19 protein-coding genes are annotated in these 19,147 nt (G+C 53.7%); 16 read left to right on the top strand and 3 right to left on the bottom strand.

The window, feature by feature from the left end; genetic code table 11:
- The first annotated feature begins 202 nt into the window (after positions 1-202).
- From KIH86_RS08805 to yajC, 11 genes are all read left to right on the top strand, one after another.
- Complete coding sequence (locus KIH86_RS08805) at positions 203-787, top strand: RNA polymerase sigma factor (RefSeq protein ID WP_223084022.1); 585 nt, start codon at positions 203-205, stop codon at positions 785-787.
- Positions 747-1,499, top strand: a complete 753-nt coding sequence (locus KIH86_RS08800) for a hypothetical protein (RefSeq protein ID WP_223084021.1) — start codon at positions 747-749, stop codon at positions 1,497-1,499. Before KIH86_RS08805 ends, KIH86_RS08800 begins: the two co-directional genes overlap by 41 nt.
- A 34-nt stretch (positions 1,500-1,533) precedes the next feature.
- Positions 1,534-2,430, top strand: coding sequence for an ABC transporter ATP-binding protein (locus KIH86_RS08795; RefSeq protein ID WP_223084020.1), 897 nt, complete (start codon positions 1,534-1,536; stop codon positions 2,428-2,430).
- Positions 2,427-3,680: an ABC transporter permease subunit gene (locus tag KIH86_RS08790; RefSeq protein WP_223084019.1), complete on the top strand. Its 1,254-nt coding sequence runs from the start codon at positions 2,427-2,429 to the stop codon at positions 3,678-3,680. The genes KIH86_RS08795 and KIH86_RS08790 overlap by 4 nt, the downstream gene beginning before the upstream one ends.
- Before the next feature lie 242 nt (positions 3,681-3,922).
- Positions 3,923-4,426 (top strand): crossover junction endodeoxyribonuclease RuvC, encoded by a 504-nt coding sequence (gene ruvC / locus KIH86_RS08785; RefSeq protein WP_223084018.1) that lies wholly within the window; start codon positions 3,923-3,925, stop codon positions 4,424-4,426.
- Positions 4,423-5,040: a Holliday junction branch migration protein RuvA gene (gene ruvA / locus KIH86_RS08780; protein WP_223084017.1), complete on the top strand. Its 618-nt coding sequence runs from the start codon at positions 4,423-4,425 to the stop codon at positions 5,038-5,040. The genes ruvC and ruvA overlap by 4 nt, the downstream gene beginning before the upstream one ends.
- A gap of 85 nt (positions 5,041-5,125) precedes the next feature.
- Positions 5,126-6,133, top strand: a complete 1,008-nt coding sequence (ruvB, locus tag KIH86_RS08775; protein WP_223084016.1) for a Holliday junction branch migration DNA helicase RuvB — start codon at positions 5,126-5,128, stop codon at positions 6,131-6,133.
- A 39-nt stretch (positions 6,134-6,172) separates the two neighbouring features.
- Positions 6,173-8,248, top strand: a complete 2,076-nt coding sequence (locus KIH86_RS08770) for a SpoIID/LytB domain-containing protein (RefSeq protein WP_223084015.1) — start codon at positions 6,173-6,175, stop codon at positions 8,246-8,248.
- Positions 8,249-8,254: 6 nt separating this feature from the next.
- Complete coding sequence (gene queA, locus KIH86_RS08765) at positions 8,255-9,283, top strand: tRNA preQ1(34) S-adenosylmethionine ribosyltransferase-isomerase QueA (RefSeq protein ID WP_223084014.1); 1,029 nt, start codon at positions 8,255-8,257, stop codon at positions 9,281-9,283.
- A 20-nt stretch (positions 9,284-9,303) separates the two neighbouring features.
- Positions 9,304-10,440 (top strand): tRNA guanosine(34) transglycosylase Tgt, encoded by a 1,137-nt coding sequence (gene tgt, locus KIH86_RS08760; protein ID WP_223084013.1) that lies wholly within the window; start codon positions 9,304-9,306, stop codon positions 10,438-10,440.
- Between the two features lie 39 nt (positions 10,441-10,479).
- Positions 10,480-10,788, top strand: a complete 309-nt coding sequence (gene yajC, locus KIH86_RS08755) for a preprotein translocase subunit YajC (RefSeq protein ID WP_223084012.1) — start codon at positions 10,480-10,482, stop codon at positions 10,786-10,788.
- Between the two features lie 359 nt (positions 10,789-11,147).
- Here the strand turns inward: yajC and KIH86_RS08750 are convergent, their stop codons facing one another.
- Together KIH86_RS08750 and KIH86_RS08745 are read right to left on the bottom strand one after the other, a co-directional pair.
- A complete protein-coding gene (locus tag KIH86_RS08750) occupies positions 11,148-11,984 on the bottom strand; it encodes a phosphatase PAP2 family protein (protein WP_235775325.1) in 837 nt (278 codons plus the stop codon).
- Positions 11,985-12,080: 96 nt separating this feature from the next.
- The gene (locus tag KIH86_RS08745) at positions 12,081-12,473 is read right to left on the bottom strand and encodes a TIGR04086 family membrane protein (RefSeq protein ID WP_223084011.1); all 393 of its coding nucleotides are present in this window, start codon (positions 12,471-12,473) and stop codon (positions 12,081-12,083) included.
- Between the two features lie 291 nt (positions 12,474-12,764).
- On the opposite strand from KIH86_RS08745, the gene KIH86_RS08740 reads away from it, so the two are divergent.
- On the top strand, positions 12,765-13,544 hold the full coding sequence (locus tag KIH86_RS08740) for a DUF421 domain-containing protein (RefSeq protein ID WP_223084010.1): 780 nt from the start codon (positions 12,765-12,767) through the stop codon (positions 13,542-13,544).
- Positions 13,545-13,583: 39 nt separating this feature from the next.
- Here the strand turns inward: KIH86_RS08740 and spoVB are convergent, their stop codons facing one another.
- Positions 13,584-15,260 carry a stage V sporulation protein B gene (gene spoVB, locus KIH86_RS08735; RefSeq protein WP_223084009.1) on the bottom strand — a complete coding sequence of 559 codons (1,677 nt, stop codon included), beginning with the start codon at positions 15,258-15,260 and terminating at the stop codon, positions 13,584-13,586.
- A 117-nt stretch (positions 15,261-15,377) separates the two neighbouring features.
- Between spoVB and KIH86_RS08730 the strand changes: the two genes are divergently transcribed.
- The 4 genes from KIH86_RS08730 (at position 15,378) to KIH86_RS08715 (ending at position 19,126) form a co-directional block, all read left to right on the top strand.
- Positions 15,378-15,629 (top strand): post-transcriptional regulator, encoded by a 252-nt coding sequence (locus KIH86_RS08730; protein WP_268964132.1) that lies wholly within the window; start codon positions 15,378-15,380, stop codon positions 15,627-15,629.
- 280 nt (positions 15,630-15,909) lie between these two features.
- Positions 15,910-17,163: a protein translocase subunit SecD gene (gene secD, locus KIH86_RS08725; protein ID WP_223084008.1), complete on the top strand. Its 1,254-nt coding sequence runs from the start codon at positions 15,910-15,912 to the stop codon at positions 17,161-17,163.
- The gene (secF, locus tag KIH86_RS08720; RefSeq protein WP_223084007.1) at positions 17,153-18,058 is read left to right on the top strand and encodes a protein translocase subunit SecF; all 906 of its coding nucleotides are present in this window, start codon (positions 17,153-17,155) and stop codon (positions 18,056-18,058) included. Before secD ends, secF begins: the two co-directional genes overlap by 11 nt.
- 105 nt (positions 18,059-18,163) lie before the next feature.
- Positions 18,164-19,126 carry a cation diffusion facilitator family transporter gene (locus KIH86_RS08715; protein WP_223084006.1) on the top strand — a complete coding sequence of 321 codons (963 nt, stop codon included), beginning with the start codon at positions 18,164-18,166 and terminating at the stop codon, positions 19,124-19,126.
- The last annotated feature ends 21 nt before the right edge of the window (positions 19,127-19,147 follow it).

The following is a 19,147-nucleotide window of genomic DNA, read 5'->3' as shown; positions in this document are numbered from 1 at the left end:
TTTTGGAACCGCCGTATGCGGACCCGCATGTACGGTGGTGTGAGAGGACGGGGGCTTGCCGCCCCCTCCTACTCGATTGTACACCTTCCAACATCCCTATGTTTTACATAAGTGTTAGAATAATGAACAGTGAAATTATTTTTTCCTTAATTATAATTTTGGCTCCTTTTACAGTTATACAGGATAGAGAGGAGGTGAAACGGTGGATGACGAGGAATGCATTCGCCGGATTCGTCGGGGAGAGAAGGAATACCTTGACAATCTGATCCGGCGTCATTATTCCAGTATCGAGAAGTACTGCTACTGGAAGACGGGAAGTCAGGAGACTGCTCAGGATATCACGCAGGAAACCTTCTACCGTTTTTTTCGCTGTTTTGACAGATATACTCATGGAGGAAAGCTTAGAGCATATCTGTATACCATCGCACGCCGACTATGCAGCGACTATCTGCAAGACGGCCGGCCGCTGGCTCTGGAAAACGCGGATATCATATGCGGTGACGACATCCCCATGGAGGAAGCTGTGGAGAGCGGCCAGAGTGTTCGGCAGATGCTCAGCGTTCTGCCGCCGGATCAGAGGGAAATCCTGCTCCTGCGCTTTGTCCACGATATGAAATATCGCGAGATTGCCGAGATTACCGGGATCAGTATCTGCCTGGTTCAGTACAAGATGAGAAGAGGTCTGACGCTACTTCGAAAAGAACTGGAAAGGGGAAAGGAGCTTGAACAAGCAAAGGTTAAAAGAAATGGAAAAGCTTCTGCAGCTGCACCCAACACCTCCATCTGATCCAGGGCGGATTGAGGAGACCATTGCGCGATCTAGTGAAATTCTGGACGGACGCACCGATCTTCCAGAGCAAGGAGGTAGCCGTGACTTTCTTGCCTCACAGCTTCGCTTCATAGGAGCCAAGACCTGGGCGGCGCACCTGCTGATTGTTGTATTGGCGGCGTTGTCTCTGCACGAATTTATGACCTTCTCCTCACTGCCGCCAGCGCAGATGCTGGCCCTCATGACGATTGCAGCACCGCTGCTGGCGTTGGCGGGAGCGCAGGTGCTTGCCCGTTCTTTCCGGTATGGGATGCTGGAACTGGAGTTAAGCGGAAAACGTTCGATCGTACGACTGGTGGCTGCGCGCGTGACTATTTTAGCCTGTACGGATGTGCTATGCCTGGGCGGTCTGCTGGTGATGCTGAACCTCAGCTTTGAGTTCAAAGGATATTTGATTCTGCTGTACGTGCTCGTTCCGTTCACCATTGCACTGCTGGGCTGCCTGCACATTCTGAACCGCATTCGAAGCAAGGATATGGGCTGTTTGGTATTCACGGCACTCCTTGTTCTGGTGCAGTTCTTTCTATCTTTTCTGCATAAGAGCCTGTTCACGGACCAGACAACCGGCATCTGGATCGTCGTTCTGTTTAGTTCCCTCGCGGCAATGGCTGAAGAGCTTAGACGGCTTCCTCAGGCTTACCGAACTATCGACGCGCTGAATGGAGCTTGATTTTCGATCGTCCAAGAAAGAAGGGGGACTAAAAATGGAATTAAAGCTGGATAAGCTGAGCAAACAATTCGCAGATAAAACGGCCGTGCGGGACGTTACCGTCTCCCTAGGCTCCGGAGTCTACGGCTTGCTCGGTGCAAATGGCGCAGGGAAGACGACCTTGATGCGCATGATTTGCGGCGTGCTGTCACCTACTTCGGGCCAGATCTTGTTTGATGGAATCGATATCGAGGAGATGGGTGAGAGCTATCGGGCTTTGCTCGGGTATTTACCGCAGAACTTCGGTTATTATCCTGATTTTACAGCGGAGGAATTTCTCTGGTATGTCGCTTCACTAAAGGGATTGTCGCTACGCACTGGTAAAGCCAGATCCCGCGAGCTGCTGGGGCTGGTGGCTTTGGCAGATGTGTCCAGGCGCAAGATCCGCACCTTCTCTGGGGGAATGAAGCAGCGCCTGGGTATCGCTCAGGCAATGCTGAACGATCCTGGGGTCGTTGTGCTGGATGAGCCCACAGCCGGTCTCGACCCCAAGGAGCGGGTGCGATTCCGAAATCTGATCTCGGACTTGGCCAGAAATAAAATAGTGCTGCTCTCAACCCATATTGTGTCGGATGTGGAGTACATAGCTGATCAAATCTTTGTCATGAGGAAAGGCAGCATGCTGATGAACGGGACCCCTCAACAACTGACGGCATCGATGGAAAGTTCGGTATGGACTTGCCGAATTCCTGCGGGTGAAGCAAATGAGTGGAGTGACCGATACTGCATCAGCAATTTAAAGCATGAGGGTGATGAGGTAGAGCTGAGGATTGTATCCAAGGAGCGGCCTACAAGCGGTGCTGCGCCGGTGCCCGCGACGCTGGAGGATCTGTATCTGTTCTATTTCAGGGACGAAGCTTCCTCCTCCGAACGAAGTGGGGGGATCGCATGAGCTCACTTACTTCTTTCGAACTGCGTAAAATGATTCGAAAAAAGTCGTTCGCCGTTGGCGTGGTGGTCCTGCTGCTGGGCTCTATCCTGCTTCTGGTGTCGGCAGTCTCCTTCGAGAGCTGGACGGATGAGAATGGCAAGGAACTGAAAGGTCTGTCGGCCATTGCTCTCGCCAAGAAGCAGACCCATGCGGAAGCGGGAGTGCTAACGGAAGATAGAATCGCCAAGGTTATCAGCCGTTACCATCTGGTAAGAAGCGACAAAGGCAATCTCAATACATCGGTTGAAGCCAGCGAGGCGGACCTGAGCAATGAAGCTTATGGCAAGTACGAACAGCCGGATTACAAAATCTTAAGCCTCATCCGTGAAGCATATTCCCCCTTATCGGAATACGATTACTACATCGTCGGTAAGCTGAAGACCGGAGATGCCGTCGAATTCTATAACAAACGGCTCGATAAAGTGAACGCTTATTTGAATACCGACTATACATACGGCAATTATTCCGCTGCTGACAAATCCTATTATATGGAAATGAACAGCCGGATTCCCGAACCGTTCAGCTTCGACTATGCGGAGGGGTGGAAAAATGTGCTGCTCAATTTATGGCTGATTGTTTTTGCCATAGCCTTTCTGGTCTGCATATGCGTATCGCCCGTATTCGCGGGTGAATATGAGAGCGGTGCGGATTCGATTATTCTCTCTTCCCGGTATGGGCGCAGCAAGGTGGTTGCCTCCAAGCTGAAGGCAAGCCTGATTCTGACAACCTGCATTTATGTTCTGGGTGTGTTGCTTTTTACCCTGCCGACTCTCGGAGTGTACGGTCTATATGGCTGGAACAGCAGTCTGCAGATCATTCAGCTCCGGGCACCTTTTCCACTGACACTGTTTCAGACCTATCTATGTGCCGTAGCGCTCGGTTATCTGGCTTGTCTGGCGGTAATGGCGATAACGCTGCTGCTGTCTTCCCGAATGAGAACGCCTTTCTCCGTCATCATAGGCTCGGCTATTCTACTGTTTGCACCGCTGCTCATTCCGTACAGTAAAAACAGTCGGCTCTTCAACCATCTGCTCAACCTGTTTCCGGTGAAAATGATGAACGGCTATTCCGCCTTTTCCCATTATGAGCTCTACCATATATTCGGATACCGGATGCCCGAGCCTTACGTGCTGGCAAGTGTAGCTGTGTTGATCGCTGTTCTGTTTCTGCCTTTGGCTTATCGAGGCTTTAAAAAGCATCAGGTTGCCTGACTCCATTCAATAAAGAGGGGACCGAATACAGATTTATATTATTTGATGGTCTACCAAGCATTTTAGTAGCGGTTGTACGCCTATCGGCGGGCAGCCGCTTCTTTGTCGCGGGTCGCAAACTTTATGCCCCCGGCTTAGCCTATTTTTGCTATAATGGGTAGAAGGAATACATATGTTCGCTTTCAGGGCGAAGCTATGGTTCAGAGGAATAGGCATGCTGCTAGGGCAGAGGAGAGATGGTCTTGCGGATTTTGGGGATCGACCCGGGGATTGCGATAGTAGGCTTCGGTTTCATCGATAAGAACGGCAGCAAGCTGACACCGGTGCAGTACGGCAGCATCCAGACGGAAGCTCATACGCCTGACGAGGAACGGCTGCTTCACGTATATGAAGGCATGCTTCAACTGATTGACCGTTACAAGCCGGATGCGGTGGCGTTCGAGAAGCTATTTTTCAACCGGAACGTCACAACGGCGATGTCGGTAAGCCAGGCGCGGGGCGTGCTGATTTTGGCTTCGGTGCAGCGGGGACTTCCGATAGCGGAATATACGCCGATGCAGGTGAAACAGGCGATTGTCGGCTACGGGAAGGCGGAGAAGAAGCAGGTGCAGGAAATGGTCCGAATGTTCCTGAAGCTGAGCGCTGTGCCGAAGCCCGATGACGTGGCCGATGCGCTTGCGGTAGCCGTCTGTCATGCCCACTCCTACACACTCAATTCGAAAATAAATGAGGTATTGCGAAAATGATCGATTTCTTAAGAGGTCCGGTTGTGCACCTGGAGCAGGAATATGTGGTGCTGGACGTGCAGGGAGTAGGGTATCGGGTGTTCTGCCCGAATCCTTACGCTTTTGCCAAACAGGAAGGGCCGGTTACGATATATATACATCACCATGTGCGTGAAGACGCCATTCAGTTGTTCGGATTCCCGACGAGGGAGGAGCAGAAGCTGTTCCGCAAGCTGATCGAGGTGTCGGGGATCGGCCCCCGCGTCGCGCTCGGCATCCTGTCGGGTGGTACACCGGATCATGTTATTTCGGCCATATATCAAGAGAACCTTACGTTCCTCACCAAGCTGCCGGGAATCGGGAAGAAGACGGCCCAGCGCATGATCCTGGATTTGAAGGATAAGCTGGACGGGCTGGGAACGATTACATTCCAGACAGGGCTGTTCGCAGTCGCAGAGGAGAGTGCAAGCGGCGAGACCTCCTGGCAGGAGGCGCGGGACGGCCTGAAGGCGCTCGGTTATACGGAAGCGGAATTGGACCGTGTCTGGCTGTCGCTGAAAAAAGAAGGCGCAGAGGAATCTTCGGTCGATGTGCTGATGAAAAAAGCGCTGAAGCTGCTGTATGTCGCCAAATAAAAGGGTAAGGCTGCATGAGGTCCCAGGGCCGTGTACGCCGAACGCGTTGCAGTTTCTTACCTTTGACGAAGTGGAGCGATGAAAGATGGAGGACCGGATCATATCCGCGAATTTAATGATGGAAGATCAGGCGGTGGAGCTTAGTCTGCGTCCCCGCTATTTAGCCGAATATATTGGACAGAACCAGGTCAAGGAGAATCTCAAGATTTATATCGAAGCGGCCAAAATGCGCAGCGAGGCGCTGGATCATGTGCTGCTGTACGGTCCCCCCGGTCTTGGCAAAACGACGCTGGCGAACATTATCGCCAACGAGCTAGGCGTGAATCTGCGCACGACTTCGGGGCCAGCGATCGAGCGGCCGGGCGATTTGGCGGCACTGCTGACGAATCTGCAGGAGGGCGATGTGCTCTTCATCGACGAGATCCACAGACTGCACCGGACAGTGGAGGAAGTGCTGTATCCGGCGATGGAGGATTATGCGCTTGATATTATGATCGGCAAAGGGCCGAGCGCACGCTCGGTCCGGCTGGATCTGCCGCCGTTCACGCTGGTTGGAGCGACGACGCGAGCCGGGCTATTGTCCGCCCCGCTTCGCGACCGTTTCGGTGTTGTCAGCAGACTCGAATTCTACACGGTGGACGAGCTCAGCTATATCGTATCCCGGGGAGCTGATATTTTCGGCATCGAAATTGTTGGAGACGCAGCCGAGGAGATTGCGCTCCGCTCACGGGGAACACCCCGGATCGCGAACCGCCTGCTCAAGCGTGTCCGCGACTATGCACAGGTTAAGGGCGACGGTATTATCACGCCCGAAGTTGCAGAAGAAGCGCTGAAAATGCTGCAGGTCGATCCCAGAGGGCTGGACAGCATCGACCACCGTATGCTGCATTCCATGATTACCGGCTTCCGCGGAGGCCCGGTCGGACTCGATACGATTGCCGCCACGGTAGGCGAGGAAAGCCAGACCATTGAAGACGTATATGAGCCTTATCTGCTGCAGATCGGCTTCCTTCAGCGAACGCCTCGGGGCAGAGTAGCAACGCCCGCAGCTTATCACCATTTGGGAATCCCGCTCCCTCCGGAGCAGAATTAAAAAAGAGTCAGCACCTGGCTATGGGAGGAGAACGTGAGAATGAAGGGTTTGTGGACCAAAGGAAGACCGGCGCTTGCCAAGGGCATGCTGGCCGCTGTATTGGCTGCCGGTAGCCTGATACTGCCTGCAGAAACCGGCCATGCGCAATCCGGCGATACGATTCGTGTAGCGCTGTTCGCTGATATCGGCAGCAAATATAAACTGACAGTGCCTGTCGTGACGCTGCAATCGGGACAAGCCTGGAGCCTGTCCGCCAAGGACAGCGGGGTCTCGCTGGTGACCGTGCCTGCGGGCAGCAGAGCCCGGGTCAGCCTTGACGGCTACCGGGTCAAGGTACTCGAGACGTCATCCTGGCAGACGGCTGCCGCAGCGGCGAAGAAGCTTAGCGCAACCGATGACAAGCCGCTGCTGTTCCTGAATTCGAAGGGCGGAGCGAACATCTATCAGCTCTATACAGGTACATATGCCAGCGAAAGCGCTGCGAAGAATGCGGCCACGAGAGTCGCGAAGGCAGGACTTGGACTGCCGGCGGATCAGACGCCGGCAGTCCAGGGCGGGAAGCATTTGACCGCCGGAAGTTATACGACCCAGGCGGAGGCCGACACGGCAAGGCTGTCTCTAGCCGCCGCTGGCGTCGATGCCTGGACCGCGGTCGTTCCCGTGGATGGCGGGGGAACGCGGTATGAGGTATGGGTGGCCGAAGCGGCGAATGACGCCGACCTGGCCGCAGCCAAGCTGGTGCTGAGCCAGGCGCTGCCTCAGGTCACACTCGGAACCGCAGGGGCCGGGTTGATAATCCGGACCGATGCGGGTCTTGATTTCAGCGCCGAGACCCAGGCGGCGCATTATGCCGTATCCGGCGGAACGCCGGTCATGGCGGCGGGTACGGCCGGCATTCAATTAACGGAACGGTCGAAGCGGACGTACCGGGGAAGTCTTGAGCTCGGCGCGTCGAACGGCTCGCTGTCGGTGATCAATGTCGTGCCGCTGGAGCAGTACCTGTACTCCGTGGTAGGCGGCGAAGTCTCTTCGAGCTGGCCGGCCGAAGCGCTGAAGGCGCAGGCGGTGGCGGCGCGCAGCTATGCGCTGGCGCAGGGTAACCGTTTCGACATTGCGAATGTTGTGGATACGACGCTTAGTCAGGTGTATAACGGAACCGGAAGTGAGGCGGCCTCGGTGATAGCCGCTGTTGACGCAACCTCTGGCGAGCTGCTCATGAACGGGGGCAGCGTGGTTGAAGCCGTCTTCTCGTCGAACAGCGGCGGGAAGACAGCCGATCCCTCCGAGGTATGGAACAGCGGCGGCAGTGTGTTCGCCAGCGTGGATAGTCCTGGGGATACCTCGGCGGTATCATCCAAGATGTGGTATTATGTGCAGCTGTCAAGCGGCAGCGCCGGTTACGTCCGCGAAGACAACGTCAAGCTGACGGGGAACAAGAACGCGGCGGGTATGCAGCTGTTGACGGCGACGACCAAAGATGTCAATGTGCGGGCGATGCCTGTGGTGGAATCAGGCAAAGATCCGGTTGGCAAGCTGAATCCAGGCGACACAGCGGTTGTGCTGGACAAGGTATCAGAGTCGGGCAGCTATAGCTGGATCAAGGGGCCTTTTACTTCGGCAGATATTTTGAAGAGCCTGCAGGGCAAGACTACGGCCTCCCTTCCTTCTTCGATCATAACGCTTGAGGTCACGCAGCGCGGTCCTTCGGGACGAGCCATGATGGTCAAGGCCAACGGAACACCGCTGAGCGTGAAGTATCCCGATTTGTACCGTTCAGCCTTTGGCGGTCTGCCGAGCACTTTGTTTGATATTGTGCCTGCCGGCAGTTATACTGTATTAGGCGCGAACGGCCAGACCTCAACGGTATCCGGCCAGACAAGCGTCCTCTCCGCTTCCGGTGTTGTGACGGGAGGGGGAAGCGGGACGGTTGTTATGAACAACCAGTCCGAGGCACGCGTCATCAATTCATCCCCCGGCTTCATGTTCATCGGCAAGGGCAACGGACATGGCTTGGGTATGTCCCAATGGGGCGTTAAAGGGATGGCCGATGAAGGGTATGATTACAAGGCAATTTTGCAACACTATTTTCAGAACGTGACTATAACTAAGGAATGACCTGCAATGAATGTGGATTTATATGATTTTGATCTGCCAGAGGAACTGATTGCCCAGACTCCGTTACCGGACCGCAGCGCTTCCAGGCTGCTCACGCTGGATAAATCCAGCGGAGTGACGGGTCACCGGCATTTTACCGATATTCTGAATGAACTGAAGCCCGGCGACACGCTGGTGCTGAACGATACCCGGGTGATTCCGGCCCGCCTCTTCGGGGTCAAGGAAGACACCGGGGCGAAAGCGGAAGTGCTGCTTCTGAAGAATCTGGGTGAGGACCGATGGGAAGCGCTCGTTAAACCCGGCAAGAAGCTCAAGACCGGCGCGGTGATCTCCTTTGGAGAGGAACTGCGTGCAGTGGTCGAGGATGAAAGTGACATGGGCGGCCGTACGCTCCGCTTCATCTATCAAGGTATTTTTCAGGAGATTCTGGACAGGCTGGGCACGATGCCACTTCCTCCCTATATTAAGGAAAAGCTTGATGACCGGGAGCGTTATCAGACCGTGTATGCCAGGAACGAGGGCTCGGCGGCAGCGCCGACGGCCGGACTGCATTTCACGAAAGAGCTACTGAAGCAGATTCAGGACAAAGGGGTTCGTCTTGCGTATATCACGCTGCATGTCGGTCTTGGCACCTTCCGCCCGATGTCGGTGGAGACGGTTGAAGAGCATGTTATGCATGCCGAATTCTTCATGCTCTCGCAGGAAACGGCGGATATACTGAACAAGGCGCGGGCCGAGGGCGGACGGATTGTGGCGGTCGGAACGACCTCGTGCCGGACGCTGGAAACCGTAGGCGGAATGTTTGGGGATGGTCCGCTTGAGGCGTGCAGCGGCTGGACGGATATTTTCATCTATCCGGGCTATTCGTTCAAACTTGTGGATGCGCTGATTACGAACTTTCATCTGCCTAAATCCACACTCGTCATGCTGGTCAGCGCGCTGGCCGGCCGGGAGCATATTTTAAACGCCTACCAGGAAGCGATCCGGGAAGATTACCGGTTCTTCAGTTTCGGTGACGCGATGTTCATTTACTAAGTAAGGATGGGTTATCAAAAATGGCAGCTATAACATATGAGCATATTAAAACCTGCAAGCAGTCGGGAGCCCGGCTCGGCCGGGTGCATACGCCTCACGGTGTAATCGAGACGCCGACCTTCATGCCGGTTGGCACGCAGGCAACGGTGAAGACAATGAGTCCGGAAGAATTGAAGGAGATGGATGCCCAGATTATTCTGAGCAACACCTATCATCTGTTCCTTCGCCCGGGTCATGATATCGTCCGCGAAGCGGGTGGTCTGCATAAATTCATGAACTGGGACCGCCCCATTCTGACGGACAGCGGCGGCTTTCAGGTGTTCTCGCTGGCCGAGATGCGTAAGATTACGGAGGAAGGCGTACATTTCCGCTCCCACCTTAACGGAGATAAGAAATTCCTCTCTCCTGAGGTTGCGATGGAAGTAGAGAATGCGCTCGGCTCCGATATTATGATGGCTTTTGACGAATGCGCACCCTATCCGGCGGAGTATGATTATGTCAAGCGCTCGATGGAGCGGACGACTCGCTGGGCTGAACGCTGTCTGAAAGCCCACGCCCGTCCTCACGATCAGGGTCTCTTCGCGATCGTGCAGGGAGGCATGTACGAAGACCTGCGCCGTCAGAGCGCGGCGGATTTGACTTCCATGGATTTCCCGGGGTATGCTATTGGAGGGCTCAGTGTCGGAGAGTCCAAGCAGCTTATGTATGAAGTTCTGGATTACACGGTTCCGCTGCTGCCGCAGAACAAACCGCGCTATTTGATGGGCGTCGGTTCGCCTGACGCGCTGCTGGAAGGTGCAATCCGGGGAGTGGACATGTTCGATTGCGTTCTGCCGACCCGAATTGCCCGGAATGGAACAACGATGACCAGTCAGGGAAGACTTGTCGTCCGCAACGCCCAATATGCCCGTGATTTCGGGCCGCTTGATCCTGAATGCGACTGCTATACATGCCGCAATTATTCGCGTGCGTATTTGCGCCATTTGATTAAGAGCGATGAGACGTTCGGACTTCGTCTGACGACCTACCATAATCTGTACTTCCTGTTGGATCTGATGCGTAAGGTGCGTAAAGCCATCATGGAAGACCGACTGCTGGATTTTCGCGATGAGTTTTTCGCGCAATACGGTTTACATGACAATACAAAAGGCTTCTAATTGCTGATTGTGCATGATTTGCTGAGAGGAGGGAGAAAGATGTTTCAATACGCTGCTGCTAGCGGCTCGCAAGCCTCAAGCATTTATGGGCTTATCCTGCCGTTCGTTCTGATGTTCGTCGTGTTCTACTTCCTGCTGATCCGTCCCCAGCAGAAGAAGACCAAGTCGCGCAACCAGATGCTGAAAGAGCTGAAAAAAGGCGACAAGGTGGTAACCATCGGGGGCCTGCACGGAACCATTGTGGAAATTACGAATGATATCGCTGTACTCCGCGTTAATGATGTCACCAAGCTGACCTTTGACCGCGGTTCGATCAGCCACGCGATCTCTACGGATACGAAGGAATAATTCCCGGCCATCTGTCGGAAGGTACGATCTACAGCAACAAACTAAAGCAACAAGCCAAGGCAACTTATAAACGGCATTCTTTCCGTATGGGAAGGAATGCCGTTTATTGCTGTGCCCGAAATAAATTTGCGAACTGCCGCATACAGCATGATTGCATTGAGAAGTTGAGTTGAGGAGGATCGTGCAATAACCCTGCGTGCCGAACAGGAAACTTCATATGAGACGGACAAGATGTTGTAAAGAAACGATGCTGACCACAATATGAAAAAACGAAAGAGCCCTGAAGAAGGGCTCTTTGCCTTGTACGTACAATTGCTGCAGCCGGTGCAACGCCAGACACCTTCCTAGGAAGTTTTCTGTTAGATGTGCGGCGCTTCGCTTCCGACTCTTACGGCGGATTCGCCGCCGCGAAGCGTCAGCTTGGCAAGCTGGATGCTGAGCGAGGAGGACACTATAGCCAGCACAGTGCCGCCCATCATGTCGGTTAGCCAGTGAATGCCTAAGTAAAAAATGCCAAAGATGATGACTGCCGCGGATATGCCTGAAATAACCATCCAGCGGCGGTTGCCTGAGCGGAATGCCAGCAGCGCTGTCGTGAGCGAGATGGCCGTATGCAGGCTGGGAAAGCAGTTGTTGAGCCCGGACAATGCGCGGTATTCCGATTCGAAATTAGGGAAGGCATCCAGCATGACAAACCGGACACCGGCCGGCGCATAGGACCATACCTCATTTACCGGGAAATACAGATAGAACGGAATTGCAACCGCATAATTCACGATGACGGCGTAGCAAGTGGCGTACAGCAACAGCCGATTTTTGTCCAGCAGGTACACGCCGAGTGATGCGGCCAATACAGACTGAAGCATGAAGATGTAGAAGAATACGATAATCGGCGTCAGCCAGGGTGCAAAGAAGAGCTGTTGAAAGTGCTGGACGAAATGACCTTCGATTCCAAACACAAAGCTCGTATAATTGGACGTCAGATGCATCAACTTCTCAATCTGCAGCTCATACTTATTCAAGGCCAGGATGGCGAACATACCGGCTACAAGGAGAACCAGCTTGTAGGAATGCAGCAATTCCTTGCCGAGGCTGGCCAGCGCGACGAATGGGTTCCGCCGGGCTCCCAGGCCGATCAGCACAATTACAAGCACCACGGTAAACCAGCTGATGGTAGTCATGGAATGGTAAAGCAAAGGATTCGAAGCCTCCTTGAATGTGTAAAGTGACATGGGATGAAGACAGTGTATCACATTTTGAGAGGCGCGTTTCAATTTTTTTCATCGAAAAATTTACGCTTTCTGGAAATTAACTCCCAGTATGCCTCCAACCGCTCCGATCAAACCGGCCGCTGCAATCCACAGTATATCGGCTGCTCTGAGCGAAGCGTCCAATGCCAGAAATCCAATGAGCAGCACAATCAAGCCGTAAAAAGCGCCTGTCAGACAGCCCTGATACCACCCCTTGGAGGAAGCGCGCCTTCCTGAAGCCCAGCCACCGAAGACAATAGCGAGGGCATGCACGACATAAGTGTACACCGATAAATCATGCTCGGTAAGGCCGCTTCCCCACAGAAGCAGTGACAGGGCAAAGGCTCCCAGCAGCATCCACAGAAAGGCGCGGACAAGCCCTGACAGCACGGGATTTCCGACATTCGGCAGTAATAGTTTGCGGAGCAAATGCATATTTCATCCTCCTAAAAGTTTTGATAGCATATACTTCCTTGATAATATCTTCGCAAAACTCGCTTCGGAAGCATACGCTTTGTATGATAGCCGCTTGGTCCAGGTGCATTGTTCATTGCTTCATTTTATGAGACAGCTTGCCACACTAGTACAAGAATGCGCGGCCTGGCCTTTTACCAAGAATTGATCGCAAGGAGTCCGAATGTCCCAAAGTTCGTGAGGTCAGACTAGCACTACATGGCTCCTGCCCGGAGCTTGTCGGCCGCTAACCTGAAAGGAGAGCTTAAGCCAATGGTTGGGCATATCGCCACACATGCTTTTTTGACTCTGCTGATGTATGTGACCATTTTCTTGTGTATGCGCATTATGGGGAAACGGGAGATCGGTAAGCTTTCGGTGTTTGACCTGACCATTTCCATCATGATCGCCGAGATCGCAACCTTCGTCATCGAAGATATCGAACGTCCGCTGTACGACGGATTTGTGCCCATGGCTACGCTTGTCCTGACTCAAGTCGTACTGGCACATTTCAGCCTCAAGAGCCGTAAGCTTCGTCTACTGATTGACGGCAGACCCAGCGTTCTGATCTCGGGAGGGCAAATCCGGCCCAGAGAAATGCGCAAACAGCGTTACAATATCGATGATTTGCTGCTTCAGCTAAGAGGGCAGAATATCACGAATCTGGCAGATGTCGAATTCGCGATTCTGGAGCCAACGGGACAGCTGACGGTTATAGAGAAGAACAAGGATGCTTCAGGATCAGGCGACACCAGCACGAACCAGGCATCCGGCTTCGGAGGCGGTCATAAGGGTAGCGGCAAATCCTCAGACGGCACCGGTCAATCGGATAAACACGGCATGAAAATCGAGAATATCCGGTATGAGGGGCTTCCCGTTCCGCTGATCATGGACGGCAGGGTGCAGGATGAGAATCTGGAGATGATCGGGAAAAACCGGTTTTGGTTGAAAAATCAAGTCCGGCAGAAGGGGACCTCTGACTTCCGGGATATTTTTCTATGCACGATCGATCATAAAGGCAAAATCTATATCGACCGGCGGCCCAATAAATAGCCATGGGATCTGAGAGGGATACAGTTGGTCCGCGAAAAATTACAGCCAGCGGCGGAACAGAGGGAGCTTCTTGAGATCCTGCCTTGAGAACAAGCCCGTGAGCATCGAGACGCCGATGTACAGGGCGAATCCCAGTGCCGAAGCCAGGATGAAATTAAACCACTGCGCTGCTCCCGGATAGGGAGAGTGCAGATAGACGTATTTGGCGCCGGCTCCCATAATGGTCATCGCAGCGCCGATTTTGAGCAGATCCCCCGACTTCAGCCGCAGGGACACAAGCTTGACCACACTGTAACCGTGCAGCAGCGTTACCAGAATGCTGTTCACGATAATGGCGATTAACGCGCCTTTAATGCCATATTCGGGCCGGGAGGCAAGACCGAGAATCAGCGCGATCTTGACGATGGCGCCTGCGAGCGTATTGAACAGCGCCGTACCCGGACGTTCCATAGCCTGAAGAGTGGCTTGCAGCGGAGGCTGCACATACATGAACAGGGAAAAAGGAGCCATCATCCGCAGCATCGGCGCCGTATCGGCACTGCCGTACAGCAGTGTACACAGCGGGTCGGCGAGAACGTACATGAGCACGGCAAACGGAGCGCCTGTTACCATAGCCAGGCGGAGCGCCTGATGAATCCGCTTGTGAATGGAGCTGCTGTCCTTGCGTGCGGCTGCTTCCGCCAGGGACGGGACCAGCGAGACCGCAAGAGCGGTAGTCAGCGCGCCCGGCAGCAGCAGCAGCGGAATGACCATTCCCTGAAGTGAGCCGTACTGGGCGGTTGCCACCGCTGTTGCGACGCCGGCCATAGCCAGGCTCCGCGCCGTTATGATCGACTCCAGCAGATAGGAGAGGGAACCGACAAGCCTCCCGCCTGTAACCGGGATGGAAATACGAAGCAGCTGCCGGATAACGCCCTGATTGCGTTGATTATGATCTCCCTCTGAATCTGAATACGGGTCTTGCTTGTTTGAAATATCAGTTGGCTTGGTTATAGTCAGACGATACTGAACCAGCAGAACGAGCATACCCGCCAGCTCGCCGACCGTAACGCCAAGCATGGCACCAGCGGCTGCATAGGCCATTCCTTTTGGAAGGAGCAGCCAGGAGAAGTAGAGCATGAAGAAGATGCGAATCAAGGTCTCCAGCACCGAGGACAGCGCCGAAGGGATCATGTTCTGCTTGCCCTGGAAGTAGCCCCGGTAGACAGCTGAAACGGCGACGATGCTGAGCATCGGCGTCATGGCAATCAGCGTCAAATATACCCGGCTGTCTGTTAGGATAACATGGGAGACCCATGGAGCGAGTGCAAGAGAGACGGCCGTAAACAGCAGACCCAGACCAACGCTGAGTCCGAGCGAGGTATGCAGAATTTGCCTGGAACGCTCATTCTTGCCCTTCCCTTCGGCTTCGGCGATCATTTTGGCCACCGCCAGCGGAATCCCCCCGGTTATAACCGTAACGAGCACGAGAAAAAAAGGATACCCGAGCTGGTACAAGCCGACGCCTTCAGCTCCGATGAGCCTGGGAAGCACAATACGCGGTATGAAGCCCAGCATGCGGTTGACTATTCCCGCGGCCAGCAGAATGAGCGTTCCGTAAATAAAGCTCTGTTTGTTGGAGTTTCTCAAGGGGCATTCCTTCTTCCCATGTTGAAATAGGCATAGGCGACAGCGGACCTGTCCTTTATCATGGATATGCCGTGTCTCGCTGGACATGACTGGATGCTTGGCACAACATTTTGGATATGTAAGAAGGAAAGCGGGCTTTGGAGTCGAATATAAGCTATTGAACGTTTGTTGTTGAACGTAACAGGGGTACCGGAGGTGGAACACGTGGAATCGAATCAGGAAGAACAAGAACTGCCCGCTAAGGAAATCGAAGCCATGTGTCTCAGCAAAGCGGAGGAATTCCGGCTTCTCGGCTATGAATATGTGACGGCCGAGGACATATGGGACTGTGTCAGTCGGAATTACGCCAAAGAAGGGACCCCGCCGCTTCACCGGGTAGTGAATGACATTTACTCGCTGAAGGTGACGACGTACATGAACTATTTGACGATTTCCGCCTACAAAGGGTTGAAATAATCCGGGAGGCGGCCGCTTTGCCTTGCAAACGGCTTCATCCTCTAACTATCATCTGAACGGAAGGCTTGTGCGCTCCCGTCTAGCGCATATGGCCGGCCGTTTTTTTATGGATAAAAAATGGAACGGTTTGCCCTCATGTCCGTATGTCCATAGATGCGGGCTTTTTTGGAGACATAAGCTATAGGCGTGCAGGGAATGCCAATACCTGCTTAATTGACGCTTATTTGGCACCTAGCTATAATAGGAATATTGAGTTTAAGAAAGGGGAACTAGCAAGAGCATGAAAAGACTTCTGAGCTTCATCATCACCGTGCTGGTCCTGACGGCTGTCATGGCGGTATCTTCGCCCGGTCTTCTGGACAAAGTGCGGCTTGGTCTTGATTTGAAAGGCGGCTTTGAAATTTTATATCAAGCTACGCCTTCCGAGCAGGGCCAGCAGTTGACCCGGGCTTCTCTGCTGCAGACCGCTGCAGCCCTTGAGAAACGAGCCAACGTGCTTGGAACGAGTGAACCCGAGGTTACGACCGAAGGTTCGGATCGGATTCGTCTGAAAATCGCCGGTGTCACCAACGAGGCTGAGGTAAGAGAGAAGATGAAGGAACCTGCTGTACTGACTTTCCGAAGCGCTGCTGAAGGCGATCCGGCAGGAACGTTCAGCAAGATCGAGCTGGTCGGCAGCGATTTCGTTGAGAATGCCGCTTCCGTTGGCCGCGACAACCTGAATCAGATCGAAATCAGCATCAAGGTTAAAGATAAAGATAAATTCGCGGAAATTACGAAGCGTCTGCTCGGCAAGCAGCTGGCTATCTACCTGGACGATACACTACTGTCCAACCCTCCGTATGTCAGAGCGGTGCTAACGGACGGAACGGCTTCCATCTCCGGCAACTATACCATTTCGGAAGCCCGTGAACTGGCCGATACGATCAATCTCGGGGCACTGCCGCTGAAGCTGACGGAGAAATATTCCCAAAGCGTTGGCGCCACCCTTGGCAAGCAGTCGTTGGACGAGACCATTCGTGCCGGTCTGATCGCCTCCGTGCTCATTCTGATCTTCATGATCGCCATGTACCGGATTCCGGGGCTCGTCGCGAGCTTCGCGCTGATCCTTCACACCTGGCTGCTCATTCTGGTGTTTGTGCTGGCGGATTTCACGCTGACGCTACCCGGCATCGCCGCCTTTATTCTAGGGATCGGGATGGCGGTTGACGCCAACATCATTACGAATGAACGCATCCATGAAGAAATGCGCAGCGGCAAGAGCATTATGTCTTCCGTCAAGGCAGGCAGCAAATCCTCTTTCCGGACGGTTATCGACTCCAATGTGACGACAATTATCGTTGCGGCGGTCATGTTCGCATTCGGCACCGGCTCGGTCAAAGGCTTCGCGCTCGTGCTGATTGTGGAAATTCTGCTCAGTATCGCTACAAACCTTTATTTCGCGCGCTGGATGCTGAACCAGCTTGTCAAGGCCGGCAAGCTGAGCAAGCCAAAGCAGTTCGGTGTAAAGGAGAGTGAAATCAATGCACTTTAAGAAAGAGCTCGATTATGTGCATTTAAGCAAGTACTTCTATATCTTCTCAATCTCGCTGACTGTGATCGGCATTGTGTTCCTCGCCATCTTCAACCTGAATTACAGCGTTGACTTCAAGGCTGGCTCCAACGTGGATATCAGCTTGTCGAAGAAGTTGACCCAGGAGCAGATTGACGGAGCCATTAAAGGGATTAAGAGCGGTCACGAGCCCAGCATGACGATCGGCAGCCAGCGGGTCAATATCCGCTACGACGTAGAGCTCACCAGTGGGGAAGACGAAGCCCTCAAGAAGGCGATCACCAAGCTGGATGACAAGGCTTCGTTCGAGATCAATACCGTTGACACTGAAATGGCGAAGGAATTAGCCCGCAACGCCATGTATGCGGTGCTGTTGTCCTGTATCGGGATCATTATTTATGTCAGCATCCGATTCGAATGGCGCTTTGCGATCGCGGCAATCGTAGCCCTGATCCACGATGCATTCATGGTCGTTGCCGTCTTCTCCATCTTCCGGCTGGAGGTGGACCTGACGTTCATCATCGCGGTTCTGACGATCATCGGTTATTCCATTAACGACACCATCGTTATCTTTGACCGGATCCGTGAGAATCTGCGGTTCGGCAAGCAGAAGACTTACGACGATTTGAAGACCCTGGTCAACAAGAGTGTGTCGCAGACGATCATGCGGTCCCTCTATACGGCACTCACCGTCTTCATCGCGGCATTCTTCCTGATGGTGCTTGGCGGAGAATCGATCAGAATGTTCTCGCTCGCCATGGTAGTCGGCCTGCTGTTCGGGGCTTACTCCTCCATCTTTATCGCCAGCCCGCTGTGGCTGCTGCTTAAGAAGAACCAGAAGTCCAAGGTGAAGAGCAAGCCAGCAAAAGCTCAATGAGGTTATTCGAAGGCCGCGTCCGTGACGACGCGGCTTTTGAAACGCCGAAGGAAGACAGAATTCCCTCATCATGCGTGTCTAAGGTTCGGCAAGGAGGTAACCCAGATGAATGACAACTATTCGTCTAGAAACGAACGAGTGTCGTGGACTGGAATCGCCGGCGATTTTATGCTGGCTCTGGCCAAAGGCGGCGTAGGTTATTACTCGGGAAGCAAGGCATTGATTGCCGATGCGTTATACTCCGGAGCGGATGCCGCGGCGAAGCTGTCGGAGATTCTCCCTTGGCAGAGCGGCTCCGAGGGTAACCGGAAGCGGAGACCGAATACCCGGGATGCCAAGAAGAACGGCGAGCCTGTGCTGCCTGTCGTATTTGCAGTGCTGATCCTGATGGGAGGATTGCAGATTGCCTTTTCCGCCATTCGGGATCTGACCAGTGGAGATCTGAGGCCTTCGGGAGAGCTTTCCATTCTGATCATCTGTCTGTCCCTGCTTGTGAAGGAAGTCATTTTTCAGTATCAATACCGGTATTTCCAGAAGCTTGGCAACGGAAGCCACGCAGCTTACGCTGACAACCACCGCTTCAGCCTATATACATCACTGACCGTTCTGATTGGAGCCGTTTCTTCCATGCTTGGCGGCTATCTGAATTGGCATCCGCTCGTATATCTGGACCCTATTGCCGCGCTGCTGGCAGCCTGCCTCATTCTACGGAGAGGGTACCTGCTGATTATGAGCACCATATACGGGAAGAAGAGTCTTGAGCTGCCGCATGAAGACTCGGTCAGCTTCATCGACACCGTACAGAAGGTGCACGGCGTCATACGTGTTGAGCAGTTAAAGGCGCTGGAGGAAGGCCGGCATGTCAATCTTCAGGTCACGATCAGTGTTAACCCCAGAATCAGCGTAATGGAGGCCTATGAAATCGCCGATTGCGCCAAGAAGCTGCTGCTGCAACGTTTTGTCCATGTCGGTGAGGTGCATATGGATGTCGTGCCATATGAAGCCGGTTATCCGTACAAGAACAACTTCGAGCTGACGGACAGTGAAATGCCGACACTGCTGCAATAGGTGTCTTCAGGCGAGAGAAAG

It is taken from the genome of Paenibacillus sinensis (genome assembly GCF_019904155.1).
In the GTDB taxonomy this organism is placed as follows: Bacteria; Bacillota; Bacilli; order Paenibacillales; family Paenibacillaceae; genus Paenibacillus_AQ; species Paenibacillus_AQ sinensis.
This window is presented reverse-complemented; position numbering and strand designations above follow the sequence as displayed.

Excerpts from the sequence above, each read along its gene's own strand:
- KIH86_RS08800 (WP_223084021.1), top strand. The coding sequence starts at position 747 with ATGGAAAAGCTTCTGCAGCTGCACCCAACACCTCCATCTGATCCAGGG.
- KIH86_RS08795 (WP_223084020.1), top strand. The coding sequence starts at position 1,534 with ATGGAATTAAAGCTGGATAAGCTGAGCAAACAATTCGCAGATAAAACG.
- KIH86_RS08790 (WP_223084019.1), top strand. The coding sequence starts at position 2,427 with ATGAGCTCACTTACTTCTTTCGAACTGCGTAAAATGATTCGAAAAAAG.
- ruvA (WP_223084017.1), top strand. The coding sequence starts at position 4,423 with ATGATCGATTTCTTAAGAGGTCCGGTTGTGCACCTGGAGCAGGAATAT.
- ruvB (WP_223084016.1), top strand. The coding sequence starts at position 5,126 with ATGGAGGACCGGATCATATCCGCGAATTTAATGATGGAAGATCAGGCG.
- KIH86_RS08770 (WP_223084015.1), top strand. The coding sequence starts at position 6,173 with ATGAAGGGTTTGTGGACCAAAGGAAGACCGGCGCTTGCCAAGGGCATG.
- queA (WP_223084014.1), top strand. The coding sequence starts at position 8,255 with ATGAATGTGGATTTATATGATTTTGATCTGCCAGAGGAACTGATTGCC.
- tgt (WP_223084013.1), top strand. The coding sequence starts at position 9,304 with ATGGCAGCTATAACATATGAGCATATTAAAACCTGCAAGCAGTCGGGA.
- yajC (WP_223084012.1), top strand. The coding sequence starts at position 10,480 with ATGTTTCAATACGCTGCTGCTAGCGGCTCGCAAGCCTCAAGCATTTAT.
- KIH86_RS08745 (WP_223084011.1), bottom strand. The coding sequence starts at position 12,473 with ATGCATTTGCTCCGCAAACTATTACTGCCGAATGTCGGAAATCCCGTG.
- KIH86_RS08740 (WP_223084010.1), top strand. The coding sequence starts at position 12,765 with ATGGTTGGGCATATCGCCACACATGCTTTTTTGACTCTGCTGATGTAT.
- spoVB (WP_223084009.1), bottom strand. The coding sequence starts at position 15,260 with ATGTCCAGCGAGACACGGCATATCCATGATAAAGGACAGGTCCGCTGT.
- secD (WP_223084008.1), top strand. The coding sequence starts at position 15,910 with ATGAAAAGACTTCTGAGCTTCATCATCACCGTGCTGGTCCTGACGGCT.
- secF (WP_223084007.1), top strand. The coding sequence starts at position 17,153 with ATGCACTTTAAGAAAGAGCTCGATTATGTGCATTTAAGCAAGTACTTC.
- KIH86_RS08715 (WP_223084006.1), top strand. The coding sequence starts at position 18,164 with ATGAATGACAACTATTCGTCTAGAAACGAACGAGTGTCGTGGACTGGA.